The sequence below is a fragment of the Geomonas sp. genome, from assembly GCF_056994735.1.
Genome location: NZ_JBXKJL010000384.1, coordinates 41,506 through 62,487 on the forward strand (window position 1 = coordinate 41,506; position 20,982 = coordinate 62,487).

General features: G+C 60.9%; 16 protein-coding genes. 5 read left to right on the plus strand and 11 right to left on the minus strand.

Annotated features, from left to right (window positions below; translation table 11 throughout):
* Positions 1-58: 58 nt before the first annotated feature.
* The 11 genes from AC11W3_RS16615 to AC11W3_RS16665 form a co-directional block, all read right to left on the minus strand.
* Positions 59-1,666, minus strand: a complete 1,608-nt coding sequence (locus AC11W3_RS16615) for a sensor histidine kinase (RefSeq protein ID WP_484091219.1) — start codon at positions 1,664-1,666, stop codon at positions 59-61.
* A 29-nt stretch (positions 1,667-1,695) separates the two neighbouring features.
* Positions 1,696-2,100 carry a response regulator gene (locus tag AC11W3_RS16620; protein ID WP_484091220.1) on the minus strand — a complete coding sequence of 135 codons (405 nt, stop codon included), beginning with the start codon at positions 2,098-2,100 and terminating at the stop codon, positions 1,696-1,698.
* A gap of 412 nt (positions 2,101-2,512) precedes the next feature.
* Positions 2,513-4,765, minus strand: coding sequence for an ATP-binding protein (locus AC11W3_RS16625; protein ID WP_484091221.1), 2,253 nt, complete (start codon positions 4,763-4,765; stop codon positions 2,513-2,515).
* A 13-nt stretch (positions 4,766-4,778) separates the two neighbouring features.
* A complete protein-coding gene (locus AC11W3_RS16630; RefSeq protein ID WP_484091222.1) occupies positions 4,779-6,812 on the minus strand; it encodes a pilus assembly protein PilZ in 2,034 nt (677 codons plus the stop codon).
* Between the two features lie 163 nt (positions 6,813-6,975).
* Complete coding sequence (locus AC11W3_RS16635) at positions 6,976-8,256, minus strand: response regulator (protein WP_484091223.1); 1,281 nt, start codon at positions 8,254-8,256, stop codon at positions 6,976-6,978.
* A gap of 20 nt (positions 8,257-8,276) precedes the next feature.
* Positions 8,277-9,476 (minus strand): PAS domain-containing sensor histidine kinase, encoded by a 1,200-nt coding sequence (locus AC11W3_RS16640; protein ID WP_484091224.1) that lies wholly within the window; start codon positions 9,474-9,476, stop codon positions 8,277-8,279.
* Positions 9,457-9,840, minus strand: a complete 384-nt coding sequence (locus AC11W3_RS16645; RefSeq protein WP_484091225.1) for a response regulator — start codon at positions 9,838-9,840, stop codon at positions 9,457-9,459. The genes AC11W3_RS16640 and AC11W3_RS16645 overlap by 20 nt, the downstream gene beginning before the upstream one ends.
* Before the next feature lie 61 nt (positions 9,841-9,901).
* Positions 9,902-11,599 carry a PAS domain-containing sensor histidine kinase gene (locus tag AC11W3_RS16650; protein ID WP_484091226.1) on the minus strand — a complete coding sequence of 566 codons (1,698 nt, stop codon included), beginning with the start codon at positions 11,597-11,599 and terminating at the stop codon, positions 9,902-9,904.
* Between the two features lie 78 nt (positions 11,600-11,677).
* A complete protein-coding gene (locus AC11W3_RS16655) occupies positions 11,678-14,386 on the minus strand; it encodes a PAS domain S-box protein (RefSeq protein WP_484093380.1) in 2,709 nt (902 codons plus the stop codon).
* Positions 14,387-14,676: 290 nt separating this feature from the next.
* Complete coding sequence (locus tag AC11W3_RS16660; RefSeq protein WP_484091228.1) at positions 14,677-15,243, minus strand: DNA-3-methyladenine glycosylase; 567 nt, start codon at positions 15,241-15,243, stop codon at positions 14,677-14,679.
* A gap of 109 nt (positions 15,244-15,352) precedes the next feature.
* On the minus strand, positions 15,353-15,979 hold the full coding sequence (locus AC11W3_RS16665; protein ID WP_484091229.1) for a DUF4136 domain-containing protein: 627 nt from the start codon (positions 15,977-15,979) through the stop codon (positions 15,353-15,355).
* A gap of 223 nt (positions 15,980-16,202) precedes the next feature.
* Here AC11W3_RS16665 and AC11W3_RS16670 point away from each other — a divergent pair, with 223 nt between their 5' ends.
* From AC11W3_RS16670 to AC11W3_RS16690, 5 genes are all read left to right on the plus strand, one after another.
* Positions 16,203-16,673 (plus strand): universal stress protein, encoded by a 471-nt coding sequence (locus AC11W3_RS16670; protein WP_484091230.1) that lies wholly within the window; start codon positions 16,203-16,205, stop codon positions 16,671-16,673.
* A 25-nt stretch (positions 16,674-16,698) separates the two neighbouring features.
* Positions 16,699-16,893: a rubredoxin gene (locus tag AC11W3_RS16675; RefSeq protein WP_484091231.1), complete on the plus strand. Its 195-nt coding sequence runs from the start codon at positions 16,699-16,701 to the stop codon at positions 16,891-16,893.
* Between the two features lie 157 nt (positions 16,894-17,050).
* A complete protein-coding gene (locus AC11W3_RS16680) occupies positions 17,051-17,713 on the plus strand; it encodes an ABC transporter ATP-binding protein (RefSeq protein ID WP_484093381.1) in 663 nt (220 codons plus the stop codon).
* 6 nt (positions 17,714-17,719) lie between these two features.
* Entirely contained in the window at positions 17,720-20,215 is a 2,496-nt protein-coding gene (locus AC11W3_RS16685) for an ABC transporter permease (protein WP_484091233.1), read from the plus strand.
* Positions 20,216-20,236: 21 nt separating this feature from the next.
* Positions 20,237-20,920 (plus strand): arylesterase, encoded by a 684-nt coding sequence (locus AC11W3_RS16690; RefSeq protein WP_484091234.1) that lies wholly within the window; start codon positions 20,237-20,239, stop codon positions 20,918-20,920.
* Positions 20,921-20,982 lie beyond the last annotated feature (62 nt).

The window sequence follows — 20,982 nt, forward strand, 5'->3', positions numbered from 1 at the left end:
TGCAGCCGGCTGCAGACGGCGGCCAGGGCGCGAGGGCGACCGTTTCCGGCTCCCGCTGTCAACTGGCCTCTTCCTCTATCACGATATCGAGGAAGCTTCCCGGCTCGGGGTTTGGTTCGAGGGTGAAATAGAAGGTGGCGCCCTTGCCGACCTCGCCTTCGGCCCAGATCCGGCCGCCGTGGCGCAGGATGATGCTGTGCACCGTGGCCAGGCCGATGGCCGTGCCGTCCCAGGTGTATTCCCCGGGACTGTGGATGGTCTGGAAGGGTTTGAACAGCTTATCGACGTACTTCATGTTGAAGCCAGCGCCGTTGTCGCGCACGTAGTAGATCCGGGCCCCTTCCTCTTCGCTGTAGCCGAACTCGATGGTCGCGGTCGGCTTTTTCGAGGTGAACTTCCAGGCGTTGCCCAAAAGGTGCTCCATGGCGACCTGCAGGAGGCGCTGGTCGCCGCGGACCCTCACTCCCTCGCCGATCCGGAACTCGACCTGCCGCTCCGGTTCGCTCTGCCGGAAGGCGGCGGCGATGTTTTTTGCCATGCCGGTGAGGTCGACCTCGCCGACCACCAGCCTGCACTTCGCGTAATGGCTCAGGTTGTTGAAGGCGTCGATGATGTGCTTGATCTGCCGCACCACCCTCTCCGCTCGCTCTGCGTACTGTCTGCAGTTTGGGTTGGTGCAGTCGCCGCAGTCCTCGATCAGCGCCTGGCAGAAGCCCTCCATGCGTGCCACCGGAGCGCGCAGGTCGTGGGAGACCACGTAGCTGAAGTTCTCCAGCTCCCTGAGGCTCGCCTGCAGGAGCGAGGTCCGCTGGACGACCCGGCGCTCGAGTTCGTCGGTGAGGGAGCGTATCCTTTCCTCCGCCTCCTTCAATTCGGTGACGTCGTGGGAGGTGCCGATCATGACCGCCGGTATCCCCGTTCCGTCCAGGAGTACCTCCGCTTCCACCCGCAGAATCCGCTCGGTGCCGTCGGGGCGGGCGATCCGGCAGTAGAGCGCCCCCACCTCCTCCCTGTCGTCCACAGCCTGGTGGAGAGCCTTGCCCAGGGCATCCCGGTCCTCCGGTATGAACCTCTCGAGGAAGGCCTGGTAGGTGACCTCGATGGAACCCGGCTCCAGGCCCAGGATGCGGTACATCTCCTCGGACCAGTTCATGCTGCCGTCAACCAGGTCGCGCTGCCAGCTCCCCAGGTGGGCGATCCGCTGGGCCCCGGCCAGCTGCCGTTCACTCTCGATGATCCTCTGGTGTTGTTCCGCGACAACCCGCCTCAGCACGATCTGTTCGAGGATCTTGTCGGTAACGGCGAAGAGCTCCTCGTAGTTGATCGGTTTCAAGACGTAGTAGTGGATGCCGATCTCGATGGCGTTAAGGAGGTAGGAGGTGTCACTGTGGGCGGTCACGGCGATGATCCTGGCCTCGGTGTTGATGGCCTTGATCTCCCTGGACATGCGGATGCCGTCCATGACCGGCATGTTGATGTCGGTTATCACCATGTCGGGAGCGTGCTCGCGGTAGAGGTCGAGGCCCACGGCGCCGTTTTCGGCAGCCAGGATCTTCAGCTTGGGATAGTTCATGGCGAGCATCTTGGTCACCATGCTCCTGGCATCGGCCTCGTCCTCGACGTAGAGGAGCGTGATCCCGCTTATGTCGTAAGGTATCGGTCCCATCTTGTGTCCGTTGTCCGGGCTCCCTCCATTCACCGCACTCCCTGAGCTCTCAGGAGCGCCAGGGCACGCTGCAGCCGCTCGGTGGTCATCGGCTTGAAGATGTAGTCGATCACCGCCAGCTCCCTGCATCGCTCCTGGTCCAGGTCGTTATCCGAAGAAGTCAGCACCACCACGGCAAGCCCCTGCAAGAGCCGGTTTCCCCTGATGTTCTGCAGCACGTCGATGCCGCTCATCTTGGGGAGCTTGAGATCAAGAAAGACCAGGCGGATGTCCCGGTAGCTGCCGTCCTCGGCCATGTCCGTCAAGGTGGTCACCGCCTCTTCGCCGTCCCGTACCACCACGATTTTTTCCGGGCAGACCTTGGCGATGATGCGGCTGGCCAGGAAGGCGTCGTCCGGGTTGTCTTCGATGAGAATGATGCACGGCTCTGCCATCTGCCTTCTCCATAATGTTGCCGCGGCCCCTCTGCGGGGAACCCCGCCTCCGTCCCGGAGTAACGTGCCGGCGGCTCAAACAAGCGTGGCCGGGCACACCAAAGTTACTTTCTTCGGCAGCTCGGCCGTGACAGAGTCTGGACCTGAGGAACCATCGCAAACCGCTGAATAATGCCCAATCATTCTATCCCGCCCCTTAATGTTGTCAACGCGTGCCGGTCCTGCTCAGAGCTGAAGGTTCCCGTGCATGCTCTTTGGCCAACTTCTGTAACTGCCGCAAGCGTTCCCTGTTTGAAGCTGCCACTTGGATTGCTTTTTCAGGAGCCTTTCAGGTACGGGCTAACCCGCTTGATGGCACAGGTCCTGATGTAATATTGAAACGAGACGCCTCTATGACAGTATCTCCTCAAGATCAGCGGATACTTTCGACTTCAATCCTGAACTCCGCGCCCTTTTCCGTATTGCGAACCGAGAGCCTGCCGGAGATGTTCTTTTCGATGATGATCTTGGACATGTACAAACCGATGCCGGTCCCCTTTTCGGGCCCCCTGGTGGTGAAGTAGGGATCGAAGATCCTGTCGATGATCTCCTCCGCGATGCCGCCGGCATTGTCCGTCACCGTCACCACCGCCTTGCCCCCCTCCTCCAGGATCCTGATCACCACCTCCCTTTGCCGGATGCCCCGCTCCTGAAAGGCGTCCCTGGCGTTGAAGAGCAGGTTGAGGATAACCTGGGAGAATTCGTTCTGATAGCCGAGCATTACCGGTCCCGCTTCCTCAATCAACCTGACCTCGATCTGCAGGTTCTTGAAGCTTTCCTCGACCAGGGTGAGCGTCTGCGCCACCACCTCCTTGACCGCGATCGGGGTCTTCTCCTTGTCGGGCTTGAAGAAGTCCCTGAAGTCGTCGATGGTCTTGGACGTGTGGGCCAGCAGCTTCATGAACTTCGCCACGCTCTCCCGCAGGTATTCCCGGGTGAAGTTCCCCTTATCATACATCATGGGGAGCTCCTGCACGATGAGCCCCAGCTCGTTCAGGGGCTGGCGCCACTGGTGGGCGATGTTGCTGATCATCTCGCCTAGGGCGGCAAGGCGGCTTTGCTGCAGGAGCATGCGCTCCTTCTGCGAGAGTTCCTCCAGCGCCCGGAGCCTTTGGGTCGTCTCAAACTCCAGGTCGTGGTAGGTCCGCTCCAGCTCCTCGTGCTGCAGCTCCAGTTTCTTCCGGCTCTTCTCCAGGTCCTCGGTCCTCTTGGCCACCCGCTGCTCGAGTTCCTCCTTGGCCTGCTCCAGGTCGCCGATCAGCTCGCAGTTGCGGATGCTGATGCCAATCATGGAGGCGATCCCCATCAGAAGGCTGATATCCCGCTCCACCAGCGGCTTCTTGGCCTTCACGTTCTCGACCGCCAGCACCCCGCGAGAGACTCCTTCGCTTAAGATCGGGCAGCAGATGAAGGCGAAAGTGCCGGTGGTCTCGGCGCAGGCGAGGCTTCGGGAGCCGAGGGTGTCCTTGGCGTGCTCGAGGTCGTTGACCAGGAAGGGGCGCTGCTCCCGGAATGAGTCGATGTAGACGTCGTGGGAGCCGTCCGGCTGGTCCAGCTTGAAGGGGAAGGCGCCAAGGCAGAGGAGCTCTTCCCGGGTGTACCCGTAGCTCGCGGCGACCTCCAGCCTGCTCTGGTCGGGGTTGGCCAAAAGGATCATGCCGCGGTCGTAGTCGAGCCGGTGCGCCATGATGCGCGCCACCTCCGGCAGCATCTCCTCTACCCTGCTGAAGGAGCCGAGCGTCTGCCCGATCTCGTTGGTCAGCATGGCGTTGTTGTAGTTGAGATCTATCTGGTCCAGGAGGTTGTCGATCGACTCCTTGGTGTTGTTGAGGCTCGCCTTGAGCGCCCCTTTCTCCCCCTTTTCCGAGCCCATGGCCAGCAGCAGGAAGACGCAGAGCGAAGCCGGCAGGTATTCAACGATCATGCGCCAGTGCCCGGTGAACATCAGGGTCAGGTAGAACACCGCCAGGAAGACCCCCACCACGTTGCGCACCTTCTTCAAGAAGACATGGAGCGACTTCTCCCAGGTGATGATGTAACGGCAGACCTTGTCGCCCCTGAAGACGCACTCGGGTTGCTGGATGGTAGGGAGGTGCTGAATCTCGGGAAAGTACTGCAGGTCGGTCAGCTTGTGGTTGAAGATCAGCACGATGGCCTCGAAGAAGCCGATCCTGTTCTCGCACTGGTACTGCTTCTCCAGCCCCTCCTCGATCGGGGTCACCACGATCTCGACCATATTGGAGGAGATGGTACGAGATTCGTAGCTGGACGACCGGGTGAATTTGGCCGTGGTCTTGTTGATGATGTCGAAGGTGCTGGAGGCGTCGACCAGCCCCAGGATGTACTGCCTCATGGCGCCGATGACGTCGGGCGAGGCGGCGTAGCGGCCGGCCTCCCGGGCGATCTTCGGGTTCCCGGTCAGCTGCACCAGTTTCTCGTAGAAGCGGTCGACCTGGTCCTGCTTGAACCAGTGCCCCTGATCCGCCACCTCGTACTCCTTCATCCCGGCGTAATCGAGGAGCTCGGAGACATTGACATAGCTGTACTTGTGCTTGATCAGCAGGATGAAGGAGTTGATGATCCTGCTGTTGTACAGCGGCCTGTCGTGGACCTTGGGAGCTTCCATTCGATCTCCGGGCTCAGATGCCTTCTCCGCCTCTCTTTTTGACCGTCCTGAAGAGGCCTTCGCAGTATTCGAAGTAGTTGTCGGTGTACTCGAGGTTCAGTATCCAGAGGACGTAGGTCTTGTCGTAGGGGAAAGAATGCTCGTCGAGATAGGACAGCGGATAGGTCAGCACCGGCATTTCCTGCCCGTCATAGTGCCGTGACGCCCTCTCCAGGGAAATCTCCACCAGTTCGCGGGGGAGTTCCTCGTCCAGAATGATCATGGTGACGCAGTTGGTGAGCTCGGCCATGTTGAAGCCTGCATCGGTGCAGTTCACCAGGATGAAGGCCTTGAGGCTGCCGTCCTTGCGTAGCGAGTAGTAGTACTTCTCCTTTTTGAAACCTAGAGCGCGGTATTCCCGGTCCAGCTCGTCCTCCTCGGCCCTGTCCGGCTCCAGGTCGAAGGCCCTGACCAGTAGCCCCCCGGAATGGTAGCGGTAGAAGTTCCCCAGCTCGATCAGGTCGTAGTGGCTGCTCCGGGTTAGTTCCCACCGTTCGGGGAACGCCCGCTCCTCTCCCTCCTGGTGCCGGTAATGGGAATAGCCGAACTTGTCCTCCGAGCAGATCCGCAGGTCCCGGTTCTGCCTGGCAAAGCCGCCGAAGACCCGGTTGGGGAACTTGTTGTCGGGGCGGTAGTAGCAGTAGACGAAGCGCAGGTGCGCGAAGGCGAAGTGCTCCAGCTCGTTCAGGTAGTGGCTCACCTGGTCCAGCACCGCCAGGCCGGCCTTGATGGTGACCGATTTCCGTGCGGCGTGGTGGTGGATCATCCACGAGTTCTGGTAGAAGCGCACCATGGCCATGTGCCCCAGGATCGCCCCCCGGTCCTGGTAGATGAAGTGGCGGGCTATCTGCGGGTTGTCGCCGTAGAGCTTGGCGTAGGTCTTCTTGATCTCCTCCTTGTTGATCTGGAAGTGGGCGTACTTCCCGGGATAGATGAAGCCGGTCTCGAAGAAGAAGTCCCACAGGTCGTTCATGTCGACCTCGGTGCCGACGTAGGATCGCTGGTTGACCACCTGGTGCAGGATGGAAAGGAGCCGCACGTGGTCGCGCACGTCCATGTCCAGGATGACCAGGCCGCAGCGGACCAGCCTCTCCGCCTCCCCGCTCACGTTGCGCGACACCACCTGTACCCTGCAGTTGACGCTGAAGCCCTGGGCGAAGGTGAGCTTCAGGTCTGGTATGATCAGGCCGGCCATCAGTACCGACTCCCCCTCGCTCTCTTCCACGGCGAGCCCGGTTCCCGAGAGGTCGACCACCTTGAGGTTGATCCTCTTGTCGATCATCGGGTGGTCGAAGACGATGTTGGGCGAAGGGACCAGCTGCTGCCTGATGGTGCGGTACCTCTTGCTCTTGTAGCGCTGAATGGAGCTGTGGACCTGGTTAAGCACCAGCGAGATCGTCTGGTCGGAGCTTTGCGAGATGATGTCGAAGGCGCCGGAATAGAGGACTTCATTCCCCTTCAGAAGTCGCAGGCTCAACTCCCCCTCGGGATTGAACCACTGGAAGGTGGCCGGCGGGGCGGGCAGCCCGGAAATCCGCAACGCCACCGGGGTGAAATCGACCAGCCGGCCCTCGAACACGGCGGCATGCTGGATCAACTGCACAGAGACTCCGTCCGCTGGGTGGCGCTTGATCTTCCTGGCCTCGAATTCCCGGCAGGTTACCGGCAGTACCAGGGAGATTCCCCGCTCGTCCACGTTCAGGACCTCGGAGTTGACCAGCAGGTACTTCTTGCCGTCCGGGATCAGCAGGTAGCCGAACTGGTAGGTCTTGAGCAGCTCCCGCAGCCCCTCCTCCTCGGCCCAGACGCAGTCCAGCCGCTCACCCGCGCAAGGGAGCGGCCGCGTCCTCAGGAAGATGGCGTTGTCGTAGATCACGTGCCGCAGGTTGACCAGTATCGTCTGGTCCTGGAAATTGATGTAATTCAGCCGATTTACCAGGTGGGCCTTGTTGACGCTCTTTCCCAGGGCGGGATGATCTTCCGCTCCGGGAACTATTCTCAGTGTCATCGATGCTTCGCCCATTGTCCGCCTCGCCGCCCTAGCCAGCCATCCACCCGAACCCGAACCTGCCTCGCCGTACCTGCACCCATGCGGAGCTGAACCTATTTAAAACCCGCTTCGACAAGGAGAGCACCAACGGTTCACGCAGAGCCTGTCGAAGTCGGCGGCTTTAAAGCTCGATCCTGAACTGCGCGCCTCCCGGGACGTTGCTGACCGTGAGGCTGCCACCCATGTTCTTTTCGATGATGCTCTTGGACATGAAGAGTCCGATCCCTGTCCCTCCGTCCGGCCCCTTGGTGGTGAAGTATGGGTCGAAGATCTTGCCGATGATTTCCGGAGGTACCCCGCCGCCGTTGTCGGTGATGAGAATGACGGTCTTGCCGCCGTCGGGCATGACCTGGATGGTGACATAAGGATTCCCGGCCGTGCACCGTGCCAAGGCGTCCCTGGAGTTCATCATGATGTTGAGGATCACCTGCGACAACTCGCCGGGGTAGCCCCGCAACAGGGGGTCACCGGTGTAGCGTGCCTCGATGGTGATCCCCCTGGCCTTGAACCCGTCTTCCAGGAAGGAGCGGATCTTGGAGACGATCTTGTTGACCCTGAAGTTGACCTTCGCCCGGTCGGGCCTGAAGAAGGTGCTGAAGTCCTCGATGGTCTGGGACATTTCCCCGATCAGGTCCATGGTCTTCTTCAGGTTTGCCTCGACAAACTCCCGGCTGAAGTCCCCCATTTTGTAGGTCATCTGCATGTCCTGGGCGAGCAGCCCCAGCGTATTGAGGGGCTGACGCCACTGGTGGGCGATGTTGTTGATCATTTCGCCCATGAATGCCTGCCGCCCCTGCAGCATAAGCTCGTCGTCCTTGCGGCGCTCCTTCGCCACAGCCTCCCTGATCAGCTCTTTCTGGGTGGCCTTGAGCTCCTCGTAATCCTGCTCGCACTTCTTGCGCGCCGACCTTTCGCGATAGACCTCGGCCACCTTGTCCTCGAGTTTCCGGGCCAGCGCCTCCATCTGCATCCGGTCGAGCTCGTTTCGTTCCGCCAGGGGGCGGTTCGGAACCGGCAGCTTTTTCTGCTGGCATTCGCGGATGACGTCCGCGATCAGGCCGATGAAGGCCTCGAGCTGCATCGGCTTGATCAGGAACCGCGAGGCACCGAGTTTCATCGCCAGCCGCCGGTCCTCCTGGGCTACATAGGTGGCCGAGTAGAAGACGAAGGGGATGCCGCGCAGCCGGTCGTCGGTCTTGACCCTGCGGCAGAGCTCGAAGCCGTCGAGCTCCGGCATCAGGATATCGGAGATGATCAGCTCCGGCGGGGAGTGGTCGGCCTTGGCCAGGGCCTGGGCGCCGTTTTGGACACTCTCCACCTGGTAGCCCTGCTTAAGAAGCGCGCGTTCCAGAAAAACCCTTGAATTTTCATCGTCATCGACGATCAGAATCTTCATATTCATAGGTTTCTCCCGTCACCGCCTCACCTTGCATCCCTGATGTCCCTGGCTACCGTCATGGTGAAGGTGCTCCCCTCCCCTTCCCTGCTCTGCACGGAGATCTTGCCACGCAGGATGTCGGTGCAGAGTTTCCTGGTGAGATACAGTCCCAGCCCCGCCCCCCCGGTCTTTATCCTGAGCGGCGAGTCGAGCCTCTCGAAGGGCTGGAAGAGTCTGGCGAGATCCTTTTGGGTCATGCCGATACCGGTATCGGTGACCGAAACCTCGACCGCCTTGCCGATCGTTTTGGCCACCACCGAGATCCTGCCTCGCTCGGTGTACTTCACCGCATTGCCCAAGAGGTTGATCAGGCACTGCAGCAGCCTCTTTCTATCGGTGAAGAGGGTGATCCCCCCCGCAACGTCAACCTCCAGGCTCAGCCCCTTGGAGCTTAACTCGGGGTGTATCCCCCCCGCAGCCTCGGACAGCAGCTCGCCCAGGAGGATGCTTTCAGGATAGACTTCGGTCTTCCCCGCTTCGATCTTGGAAATGTCGATGACGTCGGTGACCAGGGAGAGGAGGTGGGTGGCCGATCCGTAGGCCCGGGAGAGATTGTCTCTTTGCTCCTCGTTCAGGTCGCCGGAGAGACCGTGGAGTGTCATGCTGATGAAGCCGAGGATCGAGTTCAGGGGCGTGCGCAGTTCGTGAGAGGTCATGGCGATGAACATCGACTTGAGGCGGTCCAGTTCCTGGAGCCTGGCGTTAGCCCTCTCCAGTTCCGCGGTCCGTGCCCGCACCCGCGCCTCCAGCTCCGCGCTCAATAGTTTCAGCTCCTCCTCCAGTTGTTTGAGCTCGGTGATATCCTGCACCACGCCGACCAGGAAGGAGGCCTTGCCGTCCGGCCCCCGGAGCAGCTGCAGGTCCTTGAGCATGGCCACCCGCTCGCTGCCGTCGGGGTGCAGCACCCGGAACTCGTACGGTTCGACCCTCTTCCCCTGCAGCGCCTCGGCGATGGCCCGCTCCCGCTTAGGCAGGTCATCCGGGTGCACCAGCCTGGCTGCCGAGGCGGCGTCACCGTCGAAGGTGGCCGGATCGACGCCGTGCAGCCTGATGAGCTCCTCGGACCAGTAAAGCCTGTCTGCGGCGATGTCCCAGACCCAGTTCCGCCCCAGGTGGACCAGCGATTCGGGCGTCACCGTGATGCTCCCGGGATGGACATCGGGGTCAGCAAGTGGAGCTGTCATCGGCCTCTCCTATCACCATCCTGATCTGCGCGATGATCTGCAGCGAGTCGAACGGTTTCTCGATGTAGCAGTCGCACCCCGCGGCCATCATCCTCTCCCGGTCGCTGTTCATGGCGTTGCCCGTCATGGCGATGACGGGGATACCTTCTCCCAGCTCAGCCCTGATCCTGCAGAGCACCTCGGTGCCGTCGATATCCGGGAGTTGCACGTCGAGAATGATGAAATCGGGTCTTTGCCGCACGGCAAGTTCATACCCTTCCACCCCGGTCACGGCCCGCAGCGTCTTGTATCCCGATTTCTCCAACAGCCTTCCGATCAGCACCATGTTGTCGGGATGATCTTCGATGATGAGTGCGGTTGTCACAGCGCCTCCTTTCCCTGCGGATGCCCCAGCGCAGGCTCAGCCGTCCAGTGCTCTAACCGTGTCATACTTCTATCTGGAACTGTGCCCCCTTTCCGGCGTTGCGTGCGGTCAAGGTCCCCCCCATCTTCTTCTCTATGATGGTGCGGGACATGAAGAGCCCGACCCCTGTCCCCTTCTCAGGCCCCTTGGTCGTGAAGTACGGGTCGAAGATCTTGTCCATGATCTCTTCCGGTATCCCCCCTGCGTTGTCGGTGATGGTCAGCAGGCATTTCCCCTTCCTGGTCTTGGCCACCTCTATGGTGATCAGCGGGGAGGCCACCTCATGGGTGCAAAAGGCGTCCCGGGCGTTCATCATGATGTTCAGCAGCACCTGGGAGAACTCGTTGGGATAGCCTGTCACCAACGGGTCGGAGGGTGCCGCGATTTCGATCTGGATCTGCTGCGATTGAAAGCTCCCCTCCAACAGCGAAAGCGTTTTCTTCAGGACATCCAGCACCGAGAACTCCACCTTCTCCTTCATGGGCCTGAAGAAGTCCGTGAAGTCGTTGATGGTCTGGGACATATGGCGGATGGTGCCGACCATCTTGTCGACGCTCTCGTCCAGGTACTCGATATCGAAGGTCCCGTTCTTGTAGGTGGCGCGGATGTCCTGGACCACCAGCGCCAGGGAATTGAGCGGCTGGCGCCACTGGTGGGCGATGTTCCCGATCATCTCCCCCATGGCGGCCAGTCTGCTCTGGTGCAAAAGGAGCAGCTCCTTTTCCCGCAGTTCGGACTGGGCGTTGATCCGCTCGGTCGTTTCCGCCTGCAGAGCCTGCTGCATCCTGATCCGCTCGTTGATCTCCCCCTGCAGCTTCTCGATGCTCTCGGTCAGTTCCGCCGTCCGCTCCGCCACCCTCTGCGCCAGGAGCTGGTTCGCCTGCTGCAGCTCATCCTTGACCCTTTTCTGCTCCGTGATGTCGAAGCCCGTGCCGATAAATCCGAGCAGATCGCCGCTGGCGGAGAGCCGCGGGACGCCGGTATCGACAATCCAGCCGTACTCGCCGCTGGCGCGCCGCAGACGGTACTCGATGTTGAACTTGCGACGTTCGTTGAAGGCCGAAAGGTAGGTGCCGACGCAGCGGTCGAAATCGTCGGGGTGGATGTCAGCCTTGCATCCGTCGCCGCCCCCCTCTTCCAGCCTCTTTCCGGTGAACTCCAGCCGGGTCTTATTGAAATAGGTGCACCGGCTGTCCTTCCCGGTCACCCAGATCAGCACCGGCGCGTTTTCGGCCAGGAGCCGGAAACGCTCTTCGCTTTCCTGCAGCGCTTCCAGTGCCCGTTTCCGCTCCCCGATATCGCTCACCAGACTGAGGAGATGCTTCCGCCCGTCGATGTCGATCGTCACAGCCGAATAGGAACCCCAAAAGGTGCGCCCCTCCTTGTCCTTCATGATCATTTCGCGCTCGCGCACCTCCCCCTTCTCCGTTACCTCCGAGATCACCCTGGCCCGTTCGTAAGGGTCCTGCCAGATGTTGAACTCGAAGGCGCTGTGCCCGATGACTTCGTCCCGCAGGTAGCCGCTCAGGCGCTCGACCGCCTCGTTCATCTCCACGAACTTCCCGTCGGACAGCGTGGTGATGGTCATGCCTACGGGCGCGAGCCTGAAGGCTTTGCTAAATTTCTCCTCAGACTGTCTCAGCTTCTCCTCGGCGAGCTTACGCTGCCTGCGTAGGGCCGCCTTGAGTCTTTGCAGTTCCGAGGATCGCTTCTCGTTCATGATCTTTGCTCCAGATCTCTCTTTCTTTCACGGTTTGGGCCGTCACGCCCTTTCCCCTCGACCTTGCCGAGCGCAGAGCTATTCGCCGCTGCGAATTCCCCCCGCCACCGGGAACTCGATCCAGAACCGGCTCCCCTCCCCTTCCCGGGAGATGACCCCGATCTTCCCCCCCAGCCTGGTAACCGCCTTGCGCACGATGGCGAGCCCCACCCCGGTGCCGGGATATTCCTCCATGCTGTGCAGGCGCTCGAAGATCTTGAAGATCCTTTCCTGGTGCTCGGGGGGGATGCCTATGCCGTTGTCCTGCACGTAGAGCCGGCAGTGCCCCTCGGAGAGTTCAGCCCAGATGCGGAGCCTGGGCGTGACCCCTGCCGGCACGAACTTGACGCCGTTGGTCAGGAGGTTCAGCACCACCTGGACCAGCACCGCGTGGTGCCCGACCACCTCCGGCAATGGCCCCGCTACCTCCAGGAGGTATTTCTTCCCGCCGCTGGCCAGCTCCAGCTGCTGGGCGGCCTCCTTCACCACCTCGTCGAGACTGACCGGCTTGAGCATGATATCCTGGCGGCTCAGGCGACTGTAAGCCAGCAGGTTCTGGATCAGGCGGTCCATCCCTTGAGCGGCCAAAAGTGTCCGTTGCAGGTACTGGTGACGCTCCCGGTCCCCCAGGGACAGGTCCTCGAGCAGGATCTCCACGAATCCCTGCATGGCACGCAGCGGAGCCCTGAGGTCGTGCGAGACCGAGTGGGCGAAGGAATCGAGTTCGCTGTTGATCTCCTCCAGCTGGGAGGTCCTTTCGGCCACGCGCTTCTCGAGCTCTGCGGCGTCCCTTTGCACCTGGGCCAGGAGTTCCGCGACCTCGGCCTCGGCCTCCTTGCGCTCGGTTATGTCCTCGACCATGGCGATGGCGTACTGGCTTCCGCCGTCGACCTGCACGGCCGAGAAGGTCACCCATCCCCACAGCTCCCGGCCGTCCTTTCTGAGAAACCGTTTTTCCACCTGGAAGCGCGTGAGGGAGCCGGCCATGAGGGCGCTGAAGCCCGTGACCCCGGAGTGGACATCATCGGGATGGCTCAGCCCGAAAAAGGTCTTTTCCTCCAGTTCAGGTTCCGGGTACCCCAGCATGCACTGCAGGGCTGGATTGGTCTGCAGCAGCCTTCCGTCGGCGTCGACCATGGCCATGCCGATGCCCGCACCCTGGAAGATCGAGCGGAATTTCGCCTCGCTCTTCTGCAGCGCCTCCTGCAGTGCCATGGCCTCGGAGATATCGACCATCAAGCCGCGCAACTGACTTACCGCTCCTTCGTTGTCAAGGACGATCCTCGCGTGATCGCGCAGCCACACCTCCCTCCCGTCGGCGGCGATGAAGCGGTAGATGAAGCGGTGGTCCTTGCCTTGGGCGGTGGCCAGGCGGCAGATTCCCACCGCCCTCTCCCTGTCGTCGGGATGAATGTGGCTCGCCCAGAAATCGGATTCCTCCAGCCACTGGGAAACGGGGTAACCGAGCATGGTCTCGGCCTGCCGGCTCACGTAGGTGAAGCGGAATGTCTCGGCGTCCGCCTCCCAGACTATGGCATCAAGCCCCTCCACCAAATGTCGATAACGTTCGGTGCTTTCCCTAAGCCTTGCCCCCATCAGGGAGATCCTGCGGAAGGCGCTGGCATTTTTGGCGGCCAGGGCGGCTATCTGGGCAGCCGAGGCCAACTGTCCCTGGTCAAAGGAAGAGAATCCTGAGCCGTCGACCTTGTTGTGCATCTCCAGAAAGCCGATCATGAAGCCGCCGGAGTCGAGGATCGGGGTGCTGATCACGCCGGTGATGCCGTAGCGTTCGGCAACTGCCGGGTCAATGTTGGCGTCGTGCCTGGCGTCGTTGGACAGATATGGTGTTGGCAGGAAAATGAGCCTCCCCGGAATCGGCTCCCTCCCCGTCCACCCCTCTTCCGGGGAGGCGACCTCTCCCTTGATGAGGTGGAGATATCCGGAGGCGCCATCGGGGGAACAAAAGGCAGCGATGCCGCTTTCGGCGCCGACCACCCCCGCCGTTGTCCGCAGGACATCCTCGAGGATCTTGTCCAGTTCCAGGGTCGACTGGAGCACCGTGCTCATGTCGCGCAGGGCCAGCAGGGCCTGTTCGTTGCGCCGCCTTTCCATGGAGACGCGCTCGAAGTCGCACAAGGTTGTCGACATCTCATCGAGCTGGGTGAGAGAGGCCTCGGGTGGCAGGTAAAAGGGGTTCTTTTCGATCGTCTGGCCGCGAATGGCGAGAGGGTGGGTTTCCAGGGCACCGTAGCGCATGATGATGCCCGGCAGGGTACGCATGTCGTAAAGGCAGAGGAGGACACAGGGGAAGCGCTCCGCGATCCGGTTGACCTTTGCTTCAAGGGCAAGAAGATCCATCACCGACGGCCAGCCCTGTTCGAGCCATCCGAGGTTTGCCATGAGCCTGACGACCTTGGCACCAGCCTGGATCATGCGGGAAAAGGTCTTGACCAGAGTGTCGACGATGGCTTCGCCGGAGTCGACTCCCCCTACCAGGGCGAGACGGCCCGTCTCGATCAAGACACCTGGGTCGACTCCCCTTCCCGCGAGGAAGCTGCAGCTCCGTTCGTTCATTTTGTGATCGCCGATTATGACGCAGTGGTCGTGGCCTTTGAGCCCCTCGGTTAAAAACCCGAGGGCCGCGGCCAGGTCTTCGTCATCTTCCACGAAGTAGGCGATATGCGAGTGCAGCGGGACATGCGCATCGCCTATGCCCAAACGTATCTGCTGTGAGTTGCCATTAGCCATGCCGGCGGCCCTTTCTCGAAGTTCATGAATTCTCTGATTATATCCAAAGGACAGGGCATTGCACTAAGAGCACCGAATATCTTTGAGGAATCGGCTCTTCGTTTTTCGATGCAGGCCCCCTTCCTCGTGCTGTCATGGCGAATCGATTACTCATTGCCGCAGACGAGATCTCGCAAGCATTCAAGGCTTAGACAGGGAAAGTATTTCCAGGTTCATTGGCGATTGTGACGAGGAAGGAGGAAGTGCAGAGCGTAGACAGAAACGACGGAGATTAGGGAGGTAGGAGAGAGCTACGGTTTGGAGATATACCTGTTCCCTTTCAGATAGAACCGGAGAAGCTTGCCGGCCCAGATCCCTGAGTAATCAACGCCTATTCTCGGCCGCGCCACGATTTCCGAGATTTCCGGCCTAGGTCCGGCCGCAACGAAGAAATCCGGGCTCAAGAGGTCATGCCCGTTCAGCCGGCTGTCTATCTGCATGGCCCGACACAACAGCCCGGGACCTTTCGTCTTGTCATCCAGGTTCTGCACCGGTTCCAGCGCACGCAAAAGGACTGCCGAGCCATGCCCCTCCCGCTCGGTGACGACGTTCATGCACCAGTGGAGGCCATAGACCAGGTAGACGTAGGCATAGCCTGGGGGGCCGAAAAGGATCCGGGTGCGGGGAGTGAGCCCCCTGGAAGAATGAGCGGCAAGATCATGAGGCCCTATATACGCCTCGACCTCGACGATCCTACCCACCCGCTCCTCGCCGTCCACTACGTGCACCAGGAAAGATCCGAGTAGCTCATGAGCCACCGTGACCGTGTCGCGGTCATAAAAGGAGCGAGGCTGCACCTGCCATGGTTTCAGGGGCATAGGTCGCCCTCCCGTTGCCGCGCGATGGTCGACGATCAGGCCCGGGCATAAAAAAAGGACGCCCGAGGGAATCCTTTTTCCTGCGTCATGAACCGTCAAGCCCTTGCCGTCAGATGAGCCCCTGCTTCGCCAGTTCTTCTGCCACCAGCCGCGCCAGGTCCTTGCCGACCGAGACGATCTTTTCCGGCTCGTCGCTGGTCACGGTGGCGGCCCAGAGGAGTTTTCCGGAGGCTGCATCGAAGAGGTTCACCTGCATGGTGGCTACGTCGTAGGTGGAGATAAAGGCAGGGCCGTAATTGGCCATCGAGCCGTAATAGCCGTAGAGGTCCCAGGCGGGGAAGGCCTCAGGATACCAGTGCCCTGGATAGGTGGTGACGTAGCCGGGCTGGACCGTCGTCTGCTGTTCGACCTTGATGGTCTGCAGGGTCAGTACCGCCTGGGCCCCAGCCTGTTTCACCGCGGCGTCCAGCGCCGTCCAGTCGGACTTCTCACCGGGCTGCATCAGGGAGTACCCTGCCACCGCTTCAACCCCGTGCTTGGCGAGCTCGCTGGAGAGCATGTCCTCATAGACCCTGCGGCTGGAATATTTCTTGGTGATGCTGACCACCAGTACCCTGTGCAGCTTCGGCGCCTTCAAACTGGGATTGCGCCAGGTATCGACCACCGATACCGAGGCGCAGGAGCAAAGCATGGTTGTTATCAGGAACAGACCGGCAATCCTCGCGAGCTTACTCATTGCAGTACCTCCTGTAACGGTGATCGGGGGCTCTCATTGAAAAATACTTTACCAAGTTGCCGCCACTTGGCAATGGGATATACTGAGGAAAGTCAATCATTAGCGCTGTCAGGACTGCTTCATAATTACAGAAGTGCTGCTGTATCCTCTCTTCTAAGACAACGCGGGGGCACCCACTCTCAGCTGATTCTGAAAAACCGGCGAGTCGAAAAGGAGGCAGGTCATGAATAACATCAAGCGGATACTTGCGGTCGGCAGGATAAGCCAGGAGTGCCGTGATGCCGTCGAAAGCGGCATCTCACTCGCCAAGAAGTTGGGAGCCGAGCTCCAGGTGTTGCACCTGATATCGAACCCCGTCGACCAGGAGGCCCTCAACGCCCCGCTGCCCTACCCCGACGACCGTCACAAGAGCTACCTGAACATCCAGGAGGAAACGAAGGACGAACTCGACAAGATCCTCAGGCGGGAGCTGACTTCCGGCTTCCCGATCAAGTTGATTATCAAGGACGGCAATCCCGTCGACGAAGTCGTCAACGTCGTCAGTGAAGAAAAGATCGACCTTTTACTCCTGCTTGCTCATGAGGAAGGCCGCCTCGAGCACATGTTGTTCGGCCGTGACAACGACGCCATCATCCGCAAGATGCCCTGCAGCATCTTGTTGGTGAAAAAGGAACCACAACCGGTATCGTGGTGATCAAACGGTGAAAGGTGAATAGTGAATGGTGAATGGTAAAGATGCCAATACCCCTCTACAGAGCTGGATTTGTACTATCTGCCAGTACGTCTATGATCCCGCCGAGGGGGACCCGGTTAACGAGGTTCCTCCCGGCGTTTCATTTGAGGAGCTTCTTTCCAACTGGGCCTGTCCGGTCTGCAAGGCGGAAAAAAGCTTCTTCGTCCCCCTGCCGGGGTAGCACGTCGGCAGCGGGTTAATTGGCTCAAGGAGTTCAAGGGGTAGCGAGAGATATCCGGGCGGGAGCGGGTGGTTGACCTGTTCCCGCTTCTTGTTGGGAGATCGGCGCTCCTGCGGATGAGGGTGGCAACGGCAAGCGCAGCTCTGTGGAGTTCGGAATGGCAATTCTGGAGACCCGCGGCATCACCAAAAACTACCTGATCGGAAAACGGCGGATCAAGGTCCTGGACAGCGTCACCCTGACGGTGGCGAGAGGGGAGTTCCTGGTGGTCAAGGGCGAAAGCGGCAGCGGCAAGTCGACCCTGCTCACCATCCTCTCCGGCCTCGATCGCCCGGATGAGGGGCGGGTCCTCCTGGAAGAGGTCGACATCACCGATTTCAACGAGGACGCCCTGGCCCCGCTTCGCAACTCCACATTCGGCTTCGTCTTCCAATCCTTCCATCTGGTCCCGTCGCTGACGGCCAAGGAGAACGTGATGTTTCCGGCCGAGCTGAAGGGGGATGCCACCGCCAGGGAAAAGGCCGAGGCCCTCCTTGACCGGGTGGGGCTGTCGGAACGGAGCGCAAATTTCCCGCATCAGCTCTCCGGAGGCGAGAAGCAGCGCTGCGCCATCTGCCGGGCCCTGATCAACGAGCCTCGCATCATCTTCGCCGACGAACCGACGGGAAACCTGGATTCCGTCAACGGAGCCACCATCCTGGAACTGCTGCTCGAACTGCAGCGCGAGCGCGATACCACCCTGCTACTGGTCACCCATAGCGACGAGATCGCCCACAAGGCCGACAGAATCATCACCCTGCGCGACGGCAGGATCGTGTGACAGCCCATGGTCAACCGGCACTTCATCCTGCGACAGATAACCGGCGCCAAGCGGCAGTCCGCCGTCTTCGTTCTCTGCGTCGCCCTCTCCATGATCACCCTCGTCTCCCTCGGAAGCTTCAACCGCAGCGTGGAGAGCTCCCTGCTGCGTGACGCACAGTCGCTGCATGCGGGCGACGTCATTGCCACCTCGCATAGCCCGCTTCCGCCGGCCGTCGAGACGGAGATCTCGACCATGGTGAAAAAGGGCGAGGTGAGGGCGGCGCGGTACTACGATTTTTATTCGATAGTGCGAAAAACCGTCGGCGAAGCGTCGCTGCTTTGCGACCTGAAGGTGGTTGAGCCGGGGTACCCTTTCTATGGCAAGGTCGTGCTCGCGTCGGGGCGGCCATTTCACGAGGTGCTGGGCGCAGGAAGCATGATCGTCGAGCAGACCCTGCTGGACCGGCTGGGGCTGCGGATCGGGGACATGGTGCGCGTCGGGCAGGCCACCCTCGCGGTGAAGGATGTCGTGCTGCAGGAACCTGACCGCCCGGTTAATTTCTTCGCCCTCGGCCCCAGGGCCTTTATCGCCGCCAGCGACCTCGCCTCGCTCGGCCTCTTGGGGAGGGGAAGCCGCGCCGATTACGTGACGCTGCTCAAGGTCAACGACCAGAGGAATCTCGAGGCCGTGGCGTCGAGGGTGCGAAGCGTTGCAGGGGAAAGCCGGGTCCGGGTGGAGACCTACCGGAGCGGGGACTCCAGGGTCAAGCGCTTCTTCGACAACCTCCTTTTCTTCCTGAACCTGAGCGGGATCTTCACCCTGCTCCTGGCGGGCTTCGGCATCCAGAGCACCCTCGTCGCGCTTCTCAAGGAGCAGGAAAAGACGATCGCGGTGATGAAGGCCCTGGGCGCGCGGAGCCGCTTCATAATCGGCCATTTCCTCGCGGTCACCCTGCTCCTCGGCTTTCTCGGTACCGCCGCCGGCCTGGCTGCAAGCCTCGGGCTGCAGCACTTCCTCCCCCGACTCTTCAGCGGCCTCATTCCCGCCCATGTGACCCTTACCGTATCGCCGTGGGCCGTCGCCGAAGGGGTGGTGATCGGCTTGATGGTGGTCCTGCTCTTCACCGCCCTCCCCCTTTACCGCCTCAAGGAGGTCAAGCCCCGCGCCATCCTCGGCAAGGAGGAGCAGGAAAGCTTCTGGAGCCGGTCTACCTGGGTCATCGCCGGCGCCGGCACCCTCTTCTTCTTTGCCATGGTGATGATCCGGCTCAGGGATCTGCACACCGGCCTCTACTTCATCCTGGCGCTGATGGGCCTGATCCTGATCGCCTTCCTGCTGTCCACCGTCGCCCTCGAATTCCTGAAGCGCCACGAGCCGAAAAATCTCCCGTTGCGGCAGGCACTGAAAGGCCTCTTTCGCCCGCGCAATGCCTCGCGCTCCATCATCGTCACCCTCTCCGCCGCTCTCGCGGTCATCTTCGCCATCACCCTGGTGGAGAAGAATCTCGACGCATCCTTCATCGAGTCCTTCCCGCCGGGTGCCCCCAACGTCTTCTTCATCGATATCCAGCCGTCGCAAAAGGCCGACTTCGCCAACACCCTCGGATTCCCCGCCGAGTACTTCCCGGTCATTCGCGGCACCGTGACCGCGGTCAATGGTCAGCCCATCGATCCCGAGAAGGAGCGCAAGGCCCGCGGGGACAACCTGGCACGGGAATTCAACCTCACCTACCGGGACTACCTGCTCCGGGATGAGCGCATGGTCTCGGGGAAAAGCCTCTTCAGGAAGGATTGGCCGATGCAGCAGGTATCGGTACTGGACACGGTGCTCAAGATGCACAGGATGGCGGTGGGAGATACCATCACCTTCCGCATCCAGGGCATCCCGGTCGAGGCGAGGATTTCCAGTGTCCGGACCAGGACCAGCGGCGGCATCACCCCCTACTTCTACTTCGTCTTTCCTCCTCCCGTGCTGGCCGGAGCCCCGCAGACCATCTTCTGTGCGGCACGTATTGACCGGAGCAGGATCGCCGGGATCCAGAACAGGATAGTCGGCAGCTTCCCCAACGTGAGCGTCATCGACCTCACCGAGAGCGTCGCCGTCTTCGGCCGGATCATGGCCCGCCTGTCGACCATCGTCAGGTTCTTCACCTCTTTCAGCATCGTTGCGGGTATACTGATCGTGGTCAGTTCGGTCTTTGCCACACGATACGCCAGGATACAGGAAGCCGTCTACTTCACCATCCTCGGTGCCCGCCGCCGATTCGTGCTGACGGTCTTCGCCGTCGAAAACCTCATTCTGGGGTTAATGAGCGGCGTGATCGCCCAAGTCATATCGCAGGTAGCAAGCCTCATCATCTGCCGCAAAGGTCTGGACATGAGCTACAATGCCTACCCCGCTGAGAGCCTCCTGCTGGTGCTGGCAACGGTCGTGATGGTGCTGGCCGTGGGGATGGCCGCATCGATCCCGATTCTGCGCCAGAAGCCGGTGATTTTTCTGCGGGAACAGGCGGAGGAGTAGAGTCGCAGCAGGGGAATTTCTATGAACGCTCTCAAGGCGGCAATTGCAGGTATGGTCATGACCCTCTGGGCACTTTCGGGCGGCTGCCAGGAACAGAAAGAGTCCCGGGCCACGCACCCGACGGACCCGCCGGCCTCGCAAGGTACGGTGGTCGCGCTAGGAGACAGCCTCACCGCCGGTTACGGCGTTCCGGAGTCGGAGGCTTACCCTGCCCAACTGGAGAGAAAACTCCACCAAGCCGGCTACCGGTGGCGTGTGGTCAACGCAGGGATCAGCGGTGAGACCAGCTCCGGCACGTTGTCGCGCCTCGACTGGGTACTCAAACTCAAGCCCGATGTGGTCGTGCTGGAGATAGGCGCCAACGACGGGTTGCGGGGTATCGACCCGCACGTGATGCAAAAGAACCTGGATCAGATGGTCACAATGCTCGAGTCCAGGGGGATCGTGGTGGTCCTCGCCGGGATGGAGATGATCAGAAACCTCGGCAACACCTATACCACCGAGTTTTCGAGGGTCTATCCCGCTGTGGCCAAGAGGCACGATCTGATCCTTATCCCGTTCTTCCTGGCCAACGTCGCCGGGGACCCCGACCTCAACCTCGGGGACGGCATACATCCGACAGGCAAGGGTTATCGGATCGTGACTGATACAGTGTATCCCTATGTAGTAAAAGCCATTGAGAGAAAAACCGGGAAAAGAGGATGATACGGCCTTCGATCTCTATTAAAGGAGCCTGAATTCCCCGTGCGGTCTTGCCTTTTCCGTTA

Excerpts from the sequence above, each read along its gene's own strand:
- AC11W3_RS16615 (WP_484091219.1), bottom strand. The coding sequence starts at position 1,666 with ATGGGACCGATACCTTACGACATAAGCGGGATCACGCTCCTCTACGTC.
- AC11W3_RS16620 (WP_484091220.1), bottom strand. The coding sequence starts at position 2,100 with ATGGCAGAGCCGTGCATCATTCTCATCGAAGACAACCCGGACGACGCC.
- AC11W3_RS16625 (WP_484091221.1), bottom strand. The coding sequence starts at position 4,765 with ATGGAAGCTCCCAAGGTCCACGACAGGCCGCTGTACAACAGCAGGATC.
- AC11W3_RS16630 (WP_484091222.1), bottom strand. The coding sequence starts at position 6,812 with ATGACACTGAGAATAGTTCCCGGAGCGGAAGATCATCCCGCCCTGGGA.
- AC11W3_RS16635 (WP_484091223.1), bottom strand. The coding sequence starts at position 8,256 with ATGAATATGAAGATTCTGATCGTCGATGACGATGAAAATTCAAGGGTT.
- AC11W3_RS16640 (WP_484091224.1), bottom strand. The coding sequence starts at position 9,476 with ATGACAGCTCCACTTGCTGACCCCGATGTCCATCCCGGGAGCATCACG.
- AC11W3_RS16650 (WP_484091226.1), bottom strand. The coding sequence starts at position 11,599 with ATGAACGAGAAGCGATCCTCGGAACTGCAAAGACTCAAGGCGGCCCTA.
- AC11W3_RS16655 (WP_484093380.1), bottom strand. The coding sequence starts at position 14,386 with ATGGCTAATGGCAACTCACAGCAGATACGTTTGGGCATAGGCGATGCG.
- AC11W3_RS16660 (WP_484091228.1), bottom strand. The coding sequence starts at position 15,243 with ATGCCCCTGAAACCATGGCAGGTGCAGCCTCGCTCCTTTTATGACCGC.
- AC11W3_RS16665 (WP_484091229.1), bottom strand. The coding sequence starts at position 15,979 with ATGAGTAAGCTCGCGAGGATTGCCGGTCTGTTCCTGATAACAACCATG.
- AC11W3_RS16670 (WP_484091230.1), top strand. The coding sequence starts at position 16,203 with ATGAATAACATCAAGCGGATACTTGCGGTCGGCAGGATAAGCCAGGAG.
- AC11W3_RS16675 (WP_484091231.1), top strand. The coding sequence starts at position 16,699 with ATGGTGAATGGTAAAGATGCCAATACCCCTCTACAGAGCTGGATTTGT.
- AC11W3_RS16680 (WP_484093381.1), top strand. The coding sequence starts at position 17,051 with ATGGCAATTCTGGAGACCCGCGGCATCACCAAAAACTACCTGATCGGA.
- AC11W3_RS16685 (WP_484091233.1), top strand. The coding sequence starts at position 17,720 with ATGGTCAACCGGCACTTCATCCTGCGACAGATAACCGGCGCCAAGCGG.
- AC11W3_RS16690 (WP_484091234.1), top strand. The coding sequence starts at position 20,237 with ATGAACGCTCTCAAGGCGGCAATTGCAGGTATGGTCATGACCCTCTGG.